11 protein-coding genes and 1 riboswitch are annotated in these 16,829 nt (G+C 40.9%); of the genes, 1 reads left to right on the top strand and 10 read right to left on the bottom strand.

Translation table 11 applies throughout. The features are described from left to right. Positions 1-363 precede the first annotated feature (363 nt). The 6 genes from AC3WLU_RS20785 to ku form a co-directional block, all read right to left on the bottom strand. The gene (locus tag AC3WLU_RS20785; protein ID WP_034307426.1) at positions 364-1,134 is read right to left on the bottom strand and encodes a dioxygenase family protein; all 771 of its coding nucleotides are present in this window, start codon (positions 1,132-1,134) and stop codon (positions 364-366) included. A 75-nt stretch (positions 1,135-1,209) separates the two neighbouring features. After that, positions 1,210-1,983, bottom strand: coding sequence for a polysaccharide deacetylase family protein (locus AC3WLU_RS20780; RefSeq protein ID WP_268565710.1), 774 nt, complete (start codon positions 1,981-1,983; stop codon positions 1,210-1,212). Between the two features lie 104 nt (positions 1,984-2,087). Next, entirely contained in the window at positions 2,088-5,537 is a 3,450-nt protein-coding gene (metH, locus tag AC3WLU_RS20775) for a methionine synthase (protein ID WP_492597832.1), read from the bottom strand. After that, on the bottom strand, positions 5,530-7,377 hold the full coding sequence (locus tag AC3WLU_RS20770) for a bifunctional homocysteine S-methyltransferase/methylenetetrahydrofolate reductase (protein ID WP_063575906.1): 1,848 nt from the start codon (positions 7,375-7,377) through the stop codon (positions 5,530-5,532). The genes metH and AC3WLU_RS20770 overlap by 8 nt, the downstream gene beginning before the upstream one ends. A gap of 103 nt (positions 7,378-7,480) precedes the next feature. Continuing rightward, positions 7,481-7,579, bottom strand: a riboswitch (SAM riboswitch). Positions 7,580-7,690: 111 nt separating this feature from the next. Beyond that, positions 7,691-8,341: an MOSC domain-containing protein gene (locus AC3WLU_RS20765; RefSeq protein ID WP_492597831.1), complete on the bottom strand. Its 651-nt coding sequence runs from the start codon at positions 8,339-8,341 to the stop codon at positions 7,691-7,693. Between the two features lie 490 nt (positions 8,342-8,831). Next, the gene (gene ku / locus AC3WLU_RS20760; protein WP_492597830.1) at positions 8,832-9,674 is read right to left on the bottom strand and encodes a non-homologous end joining protein Ku; all 843 of its coding nucleotides are present in this window, start codon (positions 9,672-9,674) and stop codon (positions 8,832-8,834) included. A 150-nt stretch (positions 9,675-9,824) separates the two neighbouring features. Between ku and ligD the strand changes: the two genes are divergently transcribed. Further along, a complete protein-coding gene (gene ligD / locus AC3WLU_RS20755; protein WP_492597829.1) occupies positions 9,825-11,672 on the top strand; it encodes a DNA ligase D in 1,848 nt (615 codons plus the stop codon). Positions 11,673-11,851: 179 nt separating this feature from the next. On the opposite strand, the gene dapF is transcribed toward ligD, so the two are convergent. The 4 genes from dapF to AC3WLU_RS20735 form a co-directional block, all read right to left on the bottom strand. Continuing rightward, complete coding sequence (dapF, locus tag AC3WLU_RS20750; protein ID WP_492597828.1) at positions 11,852-12,841, bottom strand: diaminopimelate epimerase; 990 nt, start codon at positions 12,839-12,841, stop codon at positions 11,852-11,854. Positions 12,842-13,023: 182 nt separating this feature from the next. Next, positions 13,024-14,325: an NCS2 family permease gene (locus AC3WLU_RS20745; RefSeq protein WP_340876678.1), complete on the bottom strand. Its 1,302-nt coding sequence runs from the start codon at positions 14,323-14,325 to the stop codon at positions 13,024-13,026. A 156-nt stretch (positions 14,326-14,481) separates the two neighbouring features. Next, the gene (locus AC3WLU_RS20740; protein WP_063575901.1) at positions 14,482-15,054 is read right to left on the bottom strand and encodes a beta-class carbonic anhydrase; all 573 of its coding nucleotides are present in this window, start codon (positions 15,052-15,054) and stop codon (positions 14,482-14,484) included. An 88-nt stretch (positions 15,055-15,142) separates the two neighbouring features. Next, positions 15,143-15,937, bottom strand: coding sequence for a hypothetical protein (locus AC3WLU_RS20735; protein WP_492597827.1), 795 nt, complete (start codon positions 15,935-15,937; stop codon positions 15,143-15,145). Positions 15,938-16,829 lie beyond the last annotated feature (892 nt).

The raw sequence follows: 16,829 nt of genomic DNA, 5'->3' as shown, positions 1-16,829 counted from the left end.
CAAATTTTTCTCATAATTTTTTTCATTCCGTTTTATCCATCCCCAAATTTCTTTCTTCTAATTTTCCCCAAATATAGGATATATATAAGATATATAATAAATAACTTTGGTTATTGAATAATAAAATTTTAAAGGATAAAACGTTTTCAGATGTTATATTAACATGTTTTTGTCGAAATATCCAAAGGTTAAACCACTTTATACAACCTTTTTTCAACTATATTTCTGCTTAATTCGTCAAAAATCGCTTTTAACTGTCTTTTTTGCTCATTTAAGTCTTTTTTTCGCTAAAAAAAGATTTTTGTATTTTTGTATAATGATTATTTTTCAGGTAAATTTAACTAGTTTGAAAGCCCTTTCACCTCACTCAAACTTCCAAGCTGTTAAACTTAGATTGCCATATTGAAAGCTTCTGTGCAGAAGAGCCGCTTTTTTATTGTCATCCCCTGAGCCCATTGCGATGACCAATGGAATGAAATGCTCTTTGGAGGGCACAGCCTCTGTACTGTAAGGGGCGATATTTTCATAATTGAACAAAGATTGCAAATCCCATTTCATGATTTTTTCTTCGACCCAGTTCTCAAACTCGATTGCCCATCCCTCTGCAACATGCATATCTTCCTGAATATGTGTGAAATTATGGACAATTCCACCGCTTCCTATGATCAGGACATTATTTTCCTTTAATTCCCTCAATGCTTTCCCAATTTCATACTGCTTGTCCAATGGCAGCGAAGGACTAATGGACATAGATACGGTCGGGATATCAGCTTCTGGGTACATGATATGCAAAAGCCCCCATGCTCCATGATCCAGGGGGCGCCTTTCATCAAGTTCCCCCAATACATCTATCCTGGACAATAAGGTTAAAATTCGATCTGACAGCTCCAGGCATCCCCTCGCAGGATATGTTATCTGAAATATTTCTTCAGGAAATCCAGCAAAATCGTAAATGACTTCATGCTTCCCCACTGCTGAAATCATTTGATCTTCATTTTCCCAATGTGCTGACAAAATAACGATGGCAGCAGGTTTCTTCATAGTTTGCATATATTCCTTCAAAAAAAGAGTATAGCTATTCTTTTCCAAAGCTAATAGCGGTGTTCCATGTGATAAAAACAATGATGGCATCATAGAGACGATAAATCCTTTCGCATTGTAATCTCAAAATCCTATACCTTAATTTACTATAGTTAAACAATGTGTTCATCAATTAAATTGCATTTTCGGCGTAGTCTCATCAATAGTATCAAAGGTATATCCTTCTTTTTTAAGGAATTCAATTATATCAGGCAACGCTTTCACTGTATTTTTCATACTATTGATATCATGCAATAAGATATTAACATGCTTTTGATTTTTCGTCCCTTTTTGTACAGCAGAAATGATTTGTTGTTCACTTATTGACGGACTGAAGCCATCTGTCGAGTCAATGGACCAATCAAAATAAATATACCCTTTTTCCTTTAGTTGTTGAAGGATTCCATTGATGATTGGTTTCGTTGACGCCTGATGCCGCAGCCGATTATTCGAGCCGCCAGGAAGGCGCACAATACGGCTTTTTATCCCATATTCCTCTTGCAGCATGGTTTCAAGCCTATTCAAATCTTGAAAGAAACTCTCAGTCGACCGATAAACGATGGAATAATCATGTGTATAAGAATGAAGGGCGATCGAATGACCGCGGGATATCATTTCCTGATAACAACTCTTTGCGTATGGTTCTTCGTTACCTTTAACGAAAAATGTGGCCTTAACATGATAGCGGTCCAAAATATTCAATATCTCCATGGTATTCAAGGATGGTCCGTCATCGAAGGTCAAATAGGCGATTTTCTGATTCGCCTTACTTTTTAGCAACGGTGTCATCTCTTCAGGAATAACTGCATCTGCATGTACTTGAATGTTTTGCACATCCACATCAGACAAAATAATAATGAGAGAACTCGCCATGGCAAGAATTAATTTTAGCATCTTCTTCATAGGTGCTGCATCCCCTTCCTTTTGACCATTAAGGTGTACCAGTTAAGGGGTTTCATGCGCAATAAGGCAGCGGTAAAAAATACCGCTGCCTTTATTAAATGAAGTTATCGATCGACATTAAAGTAACGGGCTTCAGGATGTGCAAAAACAATGGCTGAAACGGAAGCCTCTGGTTCCATCATGCATCCTTCAGTCAATTCCACGCCAATATCTTGAGGTTGCAACAGGCGGAATAGCTTCTCCTGGTCTTCCAGATTAGGACAAGCAGGATAACCAAATGAAAACCTTTGCCCGGTGTACTTAGCTGCAAACCGCTCTTTCATGGACATATCAATCGGATCGCTTATACCTAAATCATCCCGCATTAATTGATGGATTCTTTCCGCGAACCCTTCAGCTGTTTCAAGAGCAAGTGATTGAAGGGCGTGATTTTTCAAGAAATCACCTTCAAGTTTCAGTTTTTCTGCCCATTTTCTGATTCCTTTTCCGGCAGTGACCAGGAAGAAACCAACATAATCCATTTGCCCGGAGGAAATCGGTTTTGCGAAGTCCGCTAAACAAAGATGCGGATTAGTATCTTGCCGGGGGAATTCGAAAGTTTCCAAAACCTCATGATGATTGTCCGGGTTGTATATAAATAGCTTATCTCCTTCGCTTTGAGCAGGGAAAAATTGATAAACTGCATTCAAACCATAATCCGGTTCCGTCTTTAGGAATTCGATCAATTCGTCTACGAGATCATTGAGCTGCACTGCTTTTTCATTCCCTTGCTTAAGCAATTCGGTAACTTTGCCTTTTAACCCCAAATGATGACCAATCAGCATTTGCCTATTTATATATGGCTGGACGACATCCAATGGATAGTTTTTCAGGACGTGTCGTTTGATGTCACGCGGTGTTTGAACAGGAACATCGCTTAAAGGAGCCGCTGTGGACTGCTTACGAACAGGTTTTTCCAACGTGGCAGCAATGGCGGCATTCGCTTTCGATCTTTCTCGTTTCTCGACCAACTCTTCCAAGTACACCATTTTTTTGTCGGCGTCATGTAAAATATTCGTTACCGCCAAACCATCCATCGCATCTTTGGAATATAAAACCGGCCCTTCATATTCAGGTGAAATTTTAAAATCGGTGAATTTACGGGATAATGCTGCCCCTCCAACTAAAATTGGGGTATCTATTCCCGCTTGCCTTAAATCCTGCGCGGTTAAAACCATTTGCTGTGCAGATTTGACAAGTAGCCCAGATAGGCCAATGATGGTTGGCTCATGTTTTCGAACCTCTTCAATGATTTGTTGCGGTGCGACCTTTATTCCCAAATCAATGACTTCATAGCCGTTATTGGAAAGGATGATATCCACTAGGTTTTTCCCGATATCATGCACATCTCCCTTGACGGTCGCCAACAGGATTTTCCCTTTCTTAGCACTATCTTCAGCGTTTTCCATAAGTGGTTCAAGGTGAGCTACAGCCGCCTTCATCGCTTCAGCACTTTGAAGCACCTCTGCGACAATAAGTTGGTTGTCATTGAACAGCCGCCCCACTTCACTCATCCCATCCATCAATGGTCCATTGATGATTTCCAATGGGGTATCACCGCGCTCTATCGCTTCATTTAAATCATCAATCAATCCTTCTTTCGTTCCTTCGATAATATAGTTACCAAGACGTTCGTCCAATGGCAGGATCACACCATCATCCTTCTTCTCCGCTTTTTTTCCACGATAAAATTCGGTAAAAATCGCTAAAGTTTCAGTTGATGTTTCAAACAGGAGTGCCTCCGCCAATTTCACTTCCTCTTCCGGTATCAAGGCGAAACGTTCAAGTTTTTCTGTATTCACGATAGCATAATCGAGACCCGCTTTTGTACAATGGTAAAGGAAAACGGCATTTAATATTTCCCTTCCCCTCGCCGGCAGACCGAAAGAAACGTTGGAAATCCCAAGTATCGTTAGACATTCCGGAAACTTTTCTTTAATCGCCTTTATTCCATTCACCGTCTCCAATGCAGATCCAATATATTGTTCATCCCCGGTGCCTACAGGAAATACCAGCGGATCAAAAATGATGTCATTTTTGTTTAGACCGTACTTATTGACGAGCAAATCCACAGACCGCGTAGCCACTTCCAATTTTCGTTCAGCATCGACGGCCATCCCAATTTCATCAATGGTTCCTACGACAACGGCAGCACCATATTGATGGACTAAGGGTACTATTTTTTCAAAGCGCTCTTCACCATCTTCAAGGTTTATGGAATTTATGATCGATTTTCCTTGTGAATGTTTTAATGCTTGTTCAAGTACGACTTCATCCGTAGTGTCGATGACCAATGGGACTTTCACTTTTTTGACGACCTCTTCTACAAATTCCTTCATGTCGCCAAGCTCATCCCCATCAGGATCGGCAAGACAGATATCAATGACATGGGCGCCTTTCTTTACCTGGTTACGTGCAATTTCGGCAGCTGGCTCGTAATGCTTTCCACGTATCAGCTCCTTGAATTTTCGGGAACCGATAACATTCGTTCTCTCCCCTACGAATAAAGGACGCATTGAATCATCATAAATTAGCGGCTCTATCCCTGATACGGCATGACCATGGGCAGCTTCCATAATTGTACGGGGCTTCATGCCTTCGAGTACCCTGGAAAGTTCTTTAATATGTTCTGGTGTCGTGCCACAACATCCGCCAATGATATTGACCCATCCCTTTTCGGCAAATTGCTTCATTTTCTCTGCCAGGGATGTAGGTGATTCATGATAGTGGCCTTCTTCATCAGGGAGCCCGGCATTCGGATAACAGCTGATGGCGCTATTTGATATATCTGCAAGTGTCCTGATATGGTCTATCATGAATTCCGGCCCTGTTGCACAATTAAGGCCGACAGCTACGGGCTTCATATGTTCAACCGATAAATAAAAAGCTTCTATGGACTGGCCGGCAAGTGTCGTGCCCATCGGTTCGATTGTTCCTGATATGATGACAGGCACATCTTTTCCCGTTTTAGCGAATGCTGCTTTGATTCCAGAAAAGGCAGCCTTGACATTAAGCATATCCTGACAGGTTTCCACCAACAGCAAGTCTACCCCGCCATCCAAGAGACCCAGTGCCTGCTCTTCATAAGAATCTGTTAAAACATCAAAAGTCGTTCCGCCCGTTACAGATAGCGTTTTTGTAGTGGGGCCCATCGAGCCAGCTACATATCTTGGCCATTCATCATTGGAATACTTTTCACAAGCTTTAACGGCAAGCTCAGCTGAAATTTTATTTAGCTTGTAGGCAATCGTACTTATTTGGTATTCCTCAAGGACGATGCTGGTCGCTCCAAAGGTATTTGTTTCTATGATATCTGCGCCCGCTGCTAAATATTTTTCATGAATCGATTGGATGATTTCCGGTTGCGTCAGTGATAAATATTCATTGCAGCCCTCGAATTGTTCCCCGCCAAAATCGTCTGCTGTCAAATTCTCCGCTTGAAGCATCGTTCCCATCGCCCCATCAAGTAGGAGAATCTTAGAATTTAACTGATCTTGAATCGCTTTTTTATTCATGTACTGCCACCTCTGATGTCTGTTTACTATCGACTTTTCTAATATATTTCGTTAGTTCCGCCGTCATTTCATAGCGAAGGAATGGAGTGATTAAATATATGCCCTTGAATTTTTCCCTAGCCGCGTCCACCAGTTCCCGCGCGATATTCACCCCTTCAATCCTTGACTTTACAGGGTCATCCCCCGCTAGAGCCATGGCCCTTCTAACATTATCAGGCAATTTGATGCCCGGGATCTCATTATGGATGAATTCGGCGTTCCGGGTGCTTGTTAAGGGCATGATACCGATGAAAATCGGGGTTTCCAGATGTTTTGTCGCTTCATATACTTCTTCGATTTGCTCTACGGAATAAATTGGCTGTGTCAAAAAGGATTGAGCACCGCAGGCAATCTTCTTTTCCATTCTCAGTACGGCTTTATCCAGATATTTCACATTGGGATTAAAAGCTGCCGCAATTTTAAAATTTGCCCGTTGACCCAAACTTTGACCGGAATAGGAAAGACCTTCATTAAATTGTTTGACCATACTTATCAGGTCAAAGGAAGATAAATCGTAAACCGAAGTGGCACCCGGGAAGTCCCCAATTTTTGAAGGGTCTCCGGTGATGATCAATATTTCGTTCAGCCCTACCGTCTGCAGACCCATTAAATGTGACTGCAGGCCAATCAAATTTCGATCACGGCATGTTATATGCACCATCGGATTTATATTCAATTGGTTCTTCAGTAAATTAGCCAGTGCATCATTCGATATCCTTGGTGAGGCAAGTGAATTATCCGCTAATGTAATGGAATCGACCCCTGCTTTTTTCAAAACCTCAGCACCAGTCATGAAACTCTCTATCCCTAGCTTTTTCGGTGGATCAAGCTCAACGAGAATCGTCCGTTCCGTTTTGGCCTTTTCGTAAAGGGGAAGTTCCAATTCCCTATCGTTCACCTCAATTACTTCTATTTCACGGGATTTCGTAAATTTCTCTTTCACGGGAGCCAAACTTCCAATTGCATGCTTTACAGCTTGAATATGCAGTGGAGTCGTTCCACAGCACCCTCCTATGATCGCGGCGCCTTGCTCACGAAGTTCCAGGGCACTAGAACCGAAATATTCCGGGACAGCTTTATAAACGAGCCTCCCATCGACATAATCCGGCAGGCTGGCGTTAGGGTAAATGGCAATCGATGCTTGCTTTGGCAAACTCACTTCTTCCAAGGCCCGAATCATATGATGTGGTCCAAGGCGGCAATTCACACCAACCACATCGGCACCCAATTGCTCGAGTTTTTGAAAGGCTTCATTTAAATGGATTCCATTTTGAAGATTACCCAGTTCATGCATCGAGACATTTGCGATAATCGGCAGTCCGGTTTCATTTTTAACGATTTGCAGGACGGTTTCCAGTTCTTCCAGGTCATAAAATGTTTCCAGAAGAATCCCATCAGGATTTTCCATCAACAGACTGTATAGCTGTTCACGAAAAGCCCGTTTTATCTCTTCCATGCTTAAATCCGATTTCCTGATACTCCGCTGTGCCCCTATGGTGCCGAAGACGTATGCCTTTCCTTTTGCCGCTTTTTTAGCAAGAATGACTCCCTGGCGATTGATTCTGCTCACTTCATCTTCAAGTCCATACCGCTTCAATTTATTGAAATTGGCTCCGTATGTATTCGATTGAAGGATATCTGCACCAGCTTCCAGATAGGCTCGATGGATGGACTCTATTTGATCTGGGTTCGTGCAGTTTAATTCCTCATAACATTGATCAATGCCATTAGAGTAAAGCAAGGTCCCCATTGCCCCTTCCCCAACCAGCATTCTTTCTTTTAATTCTTTACGAAAATTCATCATTACACCCTCTCTCAAAAACAATCCTGTTTTTGTCGTATTCTATGAGTATGAGAGAAAAGGAAAAAAAACCTTCTCAAAGAAGAAGGTTTTTGAAACATTCTCCTCATCTATCAAGCTCTGCTTGCTGGATTTAGCACCTTTGCGTAAGCTGGTTGCTGAGGTTTCTTCGGGCCAGTCCCTCCACCTCTCTCGATAAGATCCATTTATATAATTTTCATAAGATTTCAAAATTTGATTATATTTAATTTACATTAATAGTCTGTCAATTTCAATACCTGATCGACATTTTTTTCACTTTTGCAAAAATCATTCAATCTTTTGCTGCTTGAACCCTCTTCAAGATCCTTTGTTTCCAGTCTTCCGCTAACGAGTCTAGTGTTAGTAAAGCCTTAGCACCTTCAAGCCCATCCCGTTTATGAAGGATGACCTCTGCTGCGTAATGGACAGAAATTTTTTCTTGTAGACGATCTATCAGCACAATCTCGTTTTGTTTATTTATCGTTCCTTCTTGAAGTACTCTTGCAAAATAACCAGTGAAACTCGTTTTCAGCACGAGTTCCAAAAACTTAGGTTCTTGATTGAAGAGGGAAATGGTCGAACAAGGTATCCTCCCTTGGTTAATTTGAACAATCACATCGCCTATTTGATAAATATCGCCGATATATGTTGTTTCTTCCTTCATCCCCCCTATAGTTAAATTTTCACCGAATGCAGGGATATCCAGCTCTTTAGAGAATTTTTCATTCCATAATGAATAATGCTCAAATGGGTAAAAGCACAAAGCCCGATCAGGACCTCCATGGAACTTTACATTACCGACACCATCACCGATTATGCCAGCTTTAGTCACTTTCAAATTATCCTGTGCTTGTTTATCCATGGCTGAAAAGATATCGATATTCGAAAAAATTTCTTGTTTCGGCTTCCCCGCATGTAGTGATTTGATTTTCCCATTTTCCATTTTGCATCTTCCATTCATATTAAATTTATATCGTTCTATATGTATAAATTATACTAAAAATCCATTTTATTCAGTACCTTTTTATATGTATATGAAATGAAAAAGCCATATGCGGCGGAAATGGGCGAAATATCATTGATTTCCAGAAAAATTCATAGGTTAGTTTCAGTAATTTAGTTGCTATTTCAGAATTAAATATGGTAGAATATGAACACAATATATAGTCGAAAACTACAACCGTTCGCCTATATGTTGATTTTCACGATTGAATTCCTCATTGTCGCTCTTTAGGGAGCGAATTTTTTTTGCTTTCGTCAATATCCACTAATTTCCTGTAATTCCATTCAGTTTCTTGCATCGTGATCGACTCACCTGTTTGTACATTCCTTCCCTCTTTATCAAGACCTTTTCATCTTATTAGAAGCCTGATTCCTTGCAAAAACAAGCAGAAAGCCGAGCGACATCATCCGTCTTCCGCTCAGCTTCCTGTTTACGCTTGTTTCTTTTTTTTCGGTGCCGCTTTCTTTCGGGTCGTCTTTTTCTTTTCCGGTTCATCATGTTTTGTACGGTCTATGGATGCTTGTAGTGCCTCCATTAAATCAGTTACATTGTTGGAAACTAGTTCTTTTGTTTTCGCTGTAATCGTCGTCTGACCCGTTTTCTTCGATTCAATCAATTCTAGTAACGCGGTTCGATAGTCATCGGTGTATTTTGTCGGATCGAAAGTAGTCGTTAATTGATCTATCAATAATACGGCAGTATCGATTTCTTTTTTTACAATGGTATCATTGGCCGGGATATTCGGAACATCCGCTGTGGAGCGGACTTCATCCGGATAATGAATCGTTTCCATAACCAAGGTATTATCAACGACTCGGATTACCGCCATTTGTTCTTTGGAGCGAATGATGATTTTTGCCAACCCAACCTTATTCGATTCCTTGAGGGCCTGCCTCAAAAGGGAATAAGCTTTTATCCCCCCGTCATTTGGGGACATGTAATAACTCCGGTTAAAATAAATAGGATCTATTTCTTCAATTTTAACGAAATCCACGATTTCCACGGCTTTTTCTTCGTTTTGTTTTTTCAGTTGTTCTAGTTCATTGTCTTCCAATACAACAAACTTTCCCTTTGTATACTCAAAAGCGCGGACTATATCATCCTTCCCCACTTCTTTCTCGCATACTGGACAAACCTTTTCGTATTTAATCGGTGTATGACATTCCTTATGCAACGTCCTTAAAGATATATCCTTATCCTCCGTTGCAGCATGAAGTTTGATCGGAATGTTCACCAAACCGAATGATATGCTCCCCTTCCACATCGTATGCATATTCGTCACCTCATAACTTATTTTTGATGAGAAGAACAATTTTATTATTCCCCTTTGTTCAAAAAAAACCGAAAAAACAATTGCCAACTTTAACACTTCGTTTTTTTGGCAAAATAATGTTATCAATTATTTGCGGAGGTAAATACAAAAATGAAACCGATGCTGCCAACATATTACCCTGAAGCCCCCAACTCCAAGGATTGGCGTTATGAAGTCAAATATGACGGCTTTAGGGCTATTTTAACGATAGACTCCGATACCATAAGCATTTCGAGTCGAAATGAAAAGGAATTATCACCTCAATTCCCAGAAATCATTGCTTTCATCAAAGACCTGGACCTGGAAGATTATCTCCCGCTTCAATTAGATGGAGAATTGGTCTGGCTTACGAATGAGGCGAAAGCGGACTTTTTTCAAATACAGTGGCGAGGACGCCTTGGGAAACAATCCTTAATTTCAGAAAATGCCCGTTTTTCCCCATGTCGGTTTATAGCGTTTGACCTGCTTCGCATCAGCGGAAAAGACATAGCAGATAAACCTATGTTGGAACGAAGGGAATTGATGTTGAATATGGGGGGAAAACTCGGTCTTCCTATGCCTCCTGATCCCAATGATAAGGCTTTGATACAATTAATAGAGAGTTTTGACGTTTTGGATATTGCCTTGAATAAGGTCACCTTGTTAGATGGCGAAGGGATTGTCGCTAAGGAAATTCGGGGTGCTTGGCAAGAAGGAAGACGTACTACATCTTGGATTAAGGTGAAAAATTGGAAGACCGTTTCTTGTTTCATCACAGCATTGCACAAAGAAAATGGCTACGTTTCCCTTGCAGTATTCAAAGAAGGTGCCGTAACGAAAATCGGAAGTGTCAAAAATGGACTGAGTGCTAGAGATAAAAGTATATTGCATCAATTAATCAAGCAAAATGCATCAGACGAAGACGCACAATTTTTTTATATCCATCCATCCATTTGCATTGAAGTTCAATTCTTGCACGTTTATGAGGAAAATGAATTGCGTGAACCTCAGTTTTCCCAGTGGCTTTTACAAACCTCTCCCGACGAATGTACCTGGGAGAAATTCGTGCTAGGCCAATATACATTTCCAGATACTGTACAAATAACTTCCAGGGATAAACCGCTTTGGAAAACAGAAGGTAAACAGGTGGCAAAAGTAGAATATCTTCATTATTTACGGGAGGTTTCAGCTTTCTTCTTACCCTTCTTGAAGGATAAGCTTCTTACCACGATCCGCTATCCTCATGGAACTTTGGATAAAGAAAGATTTTTCCAAAAAAACAAACCTGATTATGCGCCGGACTTTATAAAAACGTTCATGGATGAGGATATCGAGTATATGCTGTGTAACGACATTGAAACTCTCCTTTGGTTTGGTAATCAACTTGCATTGGAATTTCATGCCCCATTTCAGAAAGCCGGTAAAACAAGACCAGACGAAATCGTCCTGGACTTGGATCCTCCTTCCATCGAATATTTCTCTCTTGCGGTAAAGGCTGCACAGGAAATAAAAAAGGTGATGGAATCATTAAGGATTAAAGCTTTTGTAAAAACTTCAGGTAACAAAGGACTGCAAATTCACCTCCCTCTGCCTGAAGACAGATTTACTTATCAGGAGACACGCATATTCACTGACTTTCTAGGTGATTATTTAACAAGTTCCAATCCGAATGATTTTACAACAGAAAGAATGAAAATAAATCGGCATAATCGACTTTACTTGGACTTTGTTCAGCATAGTGAAGGAAAAACCATCATTCTTCCTTATTCCCCACGGGGAAATTCTTTCGCTGGTGTAGCTACACCTTTGTTTTGGCAGGAAGTGAACGAAAGTCTCCAGTTAAAGGACTTTACGATTGAAACCATACCAAACAGAATAAAAAGGGACGGGTGTGCGTTTATGGATTACCGACTGGTAGATAATGGACCAGCCTTTTTGGAAGTATTGTCGTTCCTAAAACAGAAAAAGACCAATAATTAATTGGTAAGATGGAAAGTTGCTCTAGAAACGCACTTTCCGCGGGCGGTTTTTGCTTTGATGCAGCTTGGCAGACAGTCGGCGGAAAGTGAACGGATCTTTGAAATCAACTGCAACTTTTTTCAAATAAGAAAACTGCAGGAAAACTCGTTTTTTTCGAGTTCGCCTGCAGTTTAAAAATTTCATAATAATTTTGTTCTCAAATAACTTTGCACTTCATCCTGCAGCTTGGCATATAAGCTTGTTTCCAATTCAAAATCCTCTTTTTCAAGTATTTCAAATTTTTCAGGCTGATCTAAGTCCATTTCAATCGATACTTTGAATTCATAGGTTGCATTCCCGATTAAATCAATTGAATACGTTTGGCTTTCTACAACATGGTGGACCACGCATTTAACTTTTCCGCCGTTATTGTAGACAGATATTTCACTTTCCAACGCGTTTAACCCAACAGAGCATGTTACTAGGCTAGAAGCCGACATCGCCGTTCCACATGCATTCGTGAAGCCTACTCCACGTTCGAATGTCCGCACATAAATGCTCCCTGGTTCCAACTCTTTCACAAAGCTGACATTGACACCATCAGGGAAAAGCTCATTCGGTTGATTGACCTTTGTTGAAAGTTTTTCCTGCAAATCACTTTGTAAAACATCACTATCGACAAGTGTGATCAAATGTGGATTTGGAACCGCCAATGCCGAAAATAAAAGGGTATCATGCAGTTCCGGCAATGTTTCGTTTTGCAGCTGTTCTTTAGCCAATACAAGAGGTAGATCCTTCACATTAAAACTTACCGGTGAAATTTCCACCTTAAAAGTCGGAATGCCCTCATAAATATCTTCCGTTTTTTCGACTAGTAAATTTGCCTTCATGGTTTCCACGATCATTTTATCTAGCCCCAGAACGTCGTTCGCGTAACGTGCAACACAGCGAAGTCCGTTGCCGCACATCGAGGCTTCCGATCCATCCGCATTAAAGACACGCATCCGGCAATCAGCATGTTCACTTTTCATTACGAACAAAATACCATCCGCTCCGAGCCTCTCCCGATTGCATAGGGCCTTCGCGAAATTTTTCCGCTCTTCTTCCGTAAACGTCAGGGTAGTAGTCAATTCATCAATTATCAAGAAATCATTTCCTGAACCATGGCTTTTTAAACCTTCAATAATCATCCTGTCACATCCTCTAATATGCTGCTTGTTATTTATCATTTTTTTAATATTCTATATCATAGCATTTTGAAGATGGATGTGTCATCGCGTAAATCACATTAAATCCATTTTTTTCGACGAAAAAACCAATAAGAAGAGCGGTTGGAATAAGAATTAACTCATTCCAACCGCTCTTTTGAATTTTAACCGATCATACCAATGATGAAATAGACGATAAACATTCCGGCACTCACATACATCGGGGCTGACACTTCTCTCGCTTTTCCGGTTACAAGCTTCAAGAATGGGTACAGGATGAAACCGAATGCCATTCCATCGGCAATACTGTATGTGAAAGGAATGATCGTGATTATCATGATTGCAGGTATGCTCTCGGTTAAATCACTGAAATTCAGCTTTTTTATGTTTCCGAGCATCAAAATGCCAATGATAATCAAGATGGGGGCAATGGCGCTATCAGGGATTACTTTAATCACCGGTATAAATAACAGTGATAGGATGAATAGCACGCCCGTCACCACTGAAGTAAGACCAGTCCTGCCTCCTGATGCGATTCCAGCTGCCGTTTCTACTGTTGCGACGGTAGGACTCGAACCGAATAAGCCTGATAATAGAACGGACACACTTGTCGCCTGCAGCGACTTTTTATAGGCATCCTGGCGGTTGATACTGTCTACATGCCCGTGTACAAGACCAATATTTTCAAAAACAAGAACCATCGTCATCGCAAATACACTTATCCAGAATTCAATCCGGTTCGCTTCCAAGAACGATAATGAAAAGAAGAGATCGCCGTAGGAAGCTGTGTTAATGCCTGAAAAATGGATTTCCGATAGTTGAACCGTCCCGAACCAATAGGCAATGAGGCTGCCTGCCAGGATGGTTATCATGAAATTACCGGGGATATTCTTGATGAACAGCGTGATTGCCAGTAAAAAGGTCAACACCGTTGCAAACACCGCTGGATCGCTTAAATCTCCCAGTGCGACGATTGATGATGAACCTCTTGTGATGATCCCACCCTTTTCAAGTCCGATCAGCATCAAGAATAGGCCAAGACCAACAGATATGGCTTCTTTTATCGAACTTGGAATCGAATCACTGATGATTTTGGAGTATTTTGTAAAAGCGATGATTACAAAAATTACCCCTGAGATAAACACAGCACCAAGAGCCGATTGCCATGATAGACCCATTCCTTGAACCATGGTATAAGCAAATAGGGCATTGACGCCCATTCCTGGAACGAGAAGGATTGGGACATTCGCCCAAAATCCTATCATGACACAGCTTAAAGCAGATAAAAGAATCGTGGCAATCACTGCACCATTAATCGGTATACCCGCTTCCGATAAAATCAGGGAATTCACGATGAGAATATAGACTATCGTAAAATAGCCGACCACTCCAGCAAGGATTTCACGTTTTCCATTCGTTCCATAGTCGGAAAAATGAAAAAACGTTTCCAAGTTTAATTTCTTCATGTTGTATCCTTATCAAATTTATCCCTCGCCCACCCGTTTGTATTAGTGACAAACTACACTTGGCGATTTTAACAAAAAAAAGGATAAAAATAAATAGCAATGATAAAAATTTGAAAAAAACTGTCGGAAATGCTCCCGACAGCCTCGATGAATATATTATTTTTGTTCTTGCGAATAACCATCTACTACCAATTCCAGCTTCCCTGTATCAGGCGAAATGATTAGACCATGCACAGGAATATTTTTAGGAATCAATGGATGTCCTTTAATCACTTCGACGCTGTTCTTACAACTTTCATAAACATCATCAAATCCGCGAAGCCAACTGCGGATATCGATTCCTGCAGCTCCCAGTGTATCGATGGTGCTCTTTGGTATATCACGTTCGATCATCTTGTCCATGACAGAATCGGCATCGACTGATGCCATCCCGCAGTCATGGTGAGGTATGACCAATACTTCATCTGCCTTTAGTTCATAAATAGCAACAAGGATACTCCGCATGACACTTCCGAATGGGTGGGAGACGATTGCCCCGGCAGTCTTCAGGATTTTGACATCACCATTTTTGACATTCAAGGATTTTGGCAATAGTTCGACGAGCCGAGTGTCCATACAGCTTATGATGACCATACGTTTCTCAGGAAACTTATCCGTCCTATACTTAACATATTCACCTTTTTCTACAAACTGTTCATTATAATCCAGAATCTCATTAAGTAAACTCATATTTACCACCTTTTTATTATTTATTTAATCTATGTATCTCCTATTATTATATCAGGTATTTAAAAGATTTGCTAAAGGGGAACCGTAGTCAATTTGAACGATGATTCAGCGTGGCTGCACAGAACCCAAAGACAATGATTTTAGGACTTTCAGCAACATTTGATGAAAAAGAAAGTATGGGTGTATTAGTCTTGAATCGTTTCCCCCACTCCAAAGGCATCCAGCCTTCTTGGTATGAAGCGATCTTTTCCCCGTCTTTTGTGGCAATCTCGAAAGAATTTACACTTCCCGGAGTTTCAATCGGCATCCATTCCGTACCATCTTCCTTATAGATCATTCCATTTACCTTCACGAATGACCGATTTTCTTGATACGATCCAATAATGCCGCCCTGATCATCCAGGATCGTCATTTTATTGAAAAGCCCCCTTTTGATATGGTACTTAGCCAGCAAACGCCCCTCATGGTCCACCAGTTCATATCGCTTGGCCATTAGCATCGACAAGAAATTGGGAATCATCCACATGAACCACTTCATATTCAAATCACGTACCTCGCCCATTAGTGACCCATCGGGCGCAAAGAGAAGCAGTCGCAAAGTCGGTGCTGGCATAAAAGTCAATAAAACATGTTCATTTTTTAATAACCCGGCATTCGTCCCGATTTGTTCTTCAGGCAATTCCTTCATTCTATTTTCATATATACGATGACTGACAAATTGAGCAATGCTAAAGAAAATAAAAGGAGAAGTTATCAATAATATATTGCCAGGAATTATCGCAAAAATATGGCAAATGAAAAAAACAACGGCCAAAACAAGAGATACCCAAGATGCATGAAAATTTGAATTGCTCGTTTTCTGATAATATTCACGTATATTCATATCCCGCTCTGCTCCTCACTCCTTACAAGAAAGATTACCGCCTTTAATGCGGCCATTGATTAGCAATACCACAATCCGCCCGGATCCGCTTCCTAAATGTGCAGGGAAGCAGTTATCATAATACTTTATTCGCTTTAATGTGATCTATTCCCTTTTTAATGAAGGACAATTCCCAACATGGTCCAAATAAAAAAGGTCCGCTTCGAACGGAATCCTAAATTAGACAAAATTGGGGCCTATCCAATTTTAAAACAAGATTAGATTTTTCTTAATGTCTTTTTACTGTATTCCTTATTGGATGGAAGTAATTTGCGACACTCCTGCCGAACTACTGGCTAGCCGAGACACCACAGACGCTTGCATCGAGGAGGCTGGCAGGCAGTCGGCGGAAAGGAAGCGGATTTCTGAAATCCACTGGAATTTTTAAAAGAAATAACTGCAGGTTCGTCTTATTCCGAACCCTATTTAAGACTAGTTTATCTTTCATGTTTTTCTTGAACTCCTTAATGGATTGAAGAATTTGCGACACTCCTGCCGAATTACTGGCTAGCCGAGACACCGCTGCCCGCTAGGCGAGGAGGCTGGGCAGGCAGTCGGCGGAAAGGGAGCGGATTTCTGAAATCCACTGGAATTTTTAAAAGAAAAAACTGCAGGTTCGTCTTATTCCGAACCCTATTTAAGACTAGTTTATCTTTCATGTTTTTCCCTGTACTCCTTAATGGATGGAAGAATTTGCGACACTCCTGCCGAAAAACTGGCTAGCCGAGACCCCACAGACGCTTGCGTCGAGGAGGCTTGGCAGGCAGTCGGCGGAAATGATCTGACCCAATAAAGTTAGACATATAATTTAAGCAGCTTCTAAGACCTGAGTTCGGTATTCTATCGGACTCAG

This window comes from Peribacillus sp. FW305-BF15 (assembly GCF_058783805.1).
The sequence above is the reverse complement of the archived record's forward strand: the minus strand, read 5'-3'. Positions and strand labels throughout refer to the sequence as shown.

Bases quoted from the DNA above. Each gene is read 5' to 3' on its own strand.
- AC3WLU_RS20785 (WP_034307426.1), bottom strand. From the start codon at position 1,134: ATGATGCCATCATTGTTTTTATCACATGGAACACCGCTATTAGCTTTG.
- AC3WLU_RS20780 (WP_268565710.1), bottom strand. From the start codon at position 1,983: ATGAAGAAGATGCTAAAATTAATTCTTGCCATGGCGAGTTCTCTCATT.
- metH (WP_492597832.1), bottom strand. From the start codon at position 5,537: ATGAATAAAAAAGCGATTCAAGATCAGTTAAATTCTAAGATTCTCCTA.
- AC3WLU_RS20770 (WP_063575906.1), bottom strand. From the start codon at position 7,377: ATGAATTTTCGTAAAGAATTAAAAGAAAGAATGCTGGTTGGGGAAGGG.
- AC3WLU_RS20765 (WP_492597831.1), bottom strand. From the start codon at position 8,341: ATGGAAAATGGGAAAATCAAATCACTACATGCGGGGAAGCCGAAACAA.
- ku (WP_492597830.1), bottom strand. From the start codon at position 9,674: ATGCATACGATGTGGAAGGGGAGCATATCATTCGGTTTGGTGAACATT.
- ligD (WP_492597829.1), top strand. From the start codon at position 9,825: ATGAAACCGATGCTGCCAACATATTACCCTGAAGCCCCCAACTCCAAG.
- dapF (WP_492597828.1), bottom strand. From the start codon at position 12,841: ATGATTATTGAAGGTTTAAAAAGCCATGGTTCAGGAAATGATTTCTTG.
- AC3WLU_RS20745 (WP_340876678.1), bottom strand. From the start codon at position 14,325: ATGAAGAAATTAAACTTGGAAACGTTTTTTCATTTTTCCGACTATGGA.
- AC3WLU_RS20740 (WP_063575901.1), bottom strand. From the start codon at position 15,054: ATGAGTTTACTTAATGAGATTCTGGATTATAATGAACAGTTTGTAGAA.
- AC3WLU_RS20735 (WP_492597827.1), bottom strand. From the start codon at position 15,937: ATGAATATACGTGAATATTATCAGAAAACGAGCAATTCAAATTTTCAT.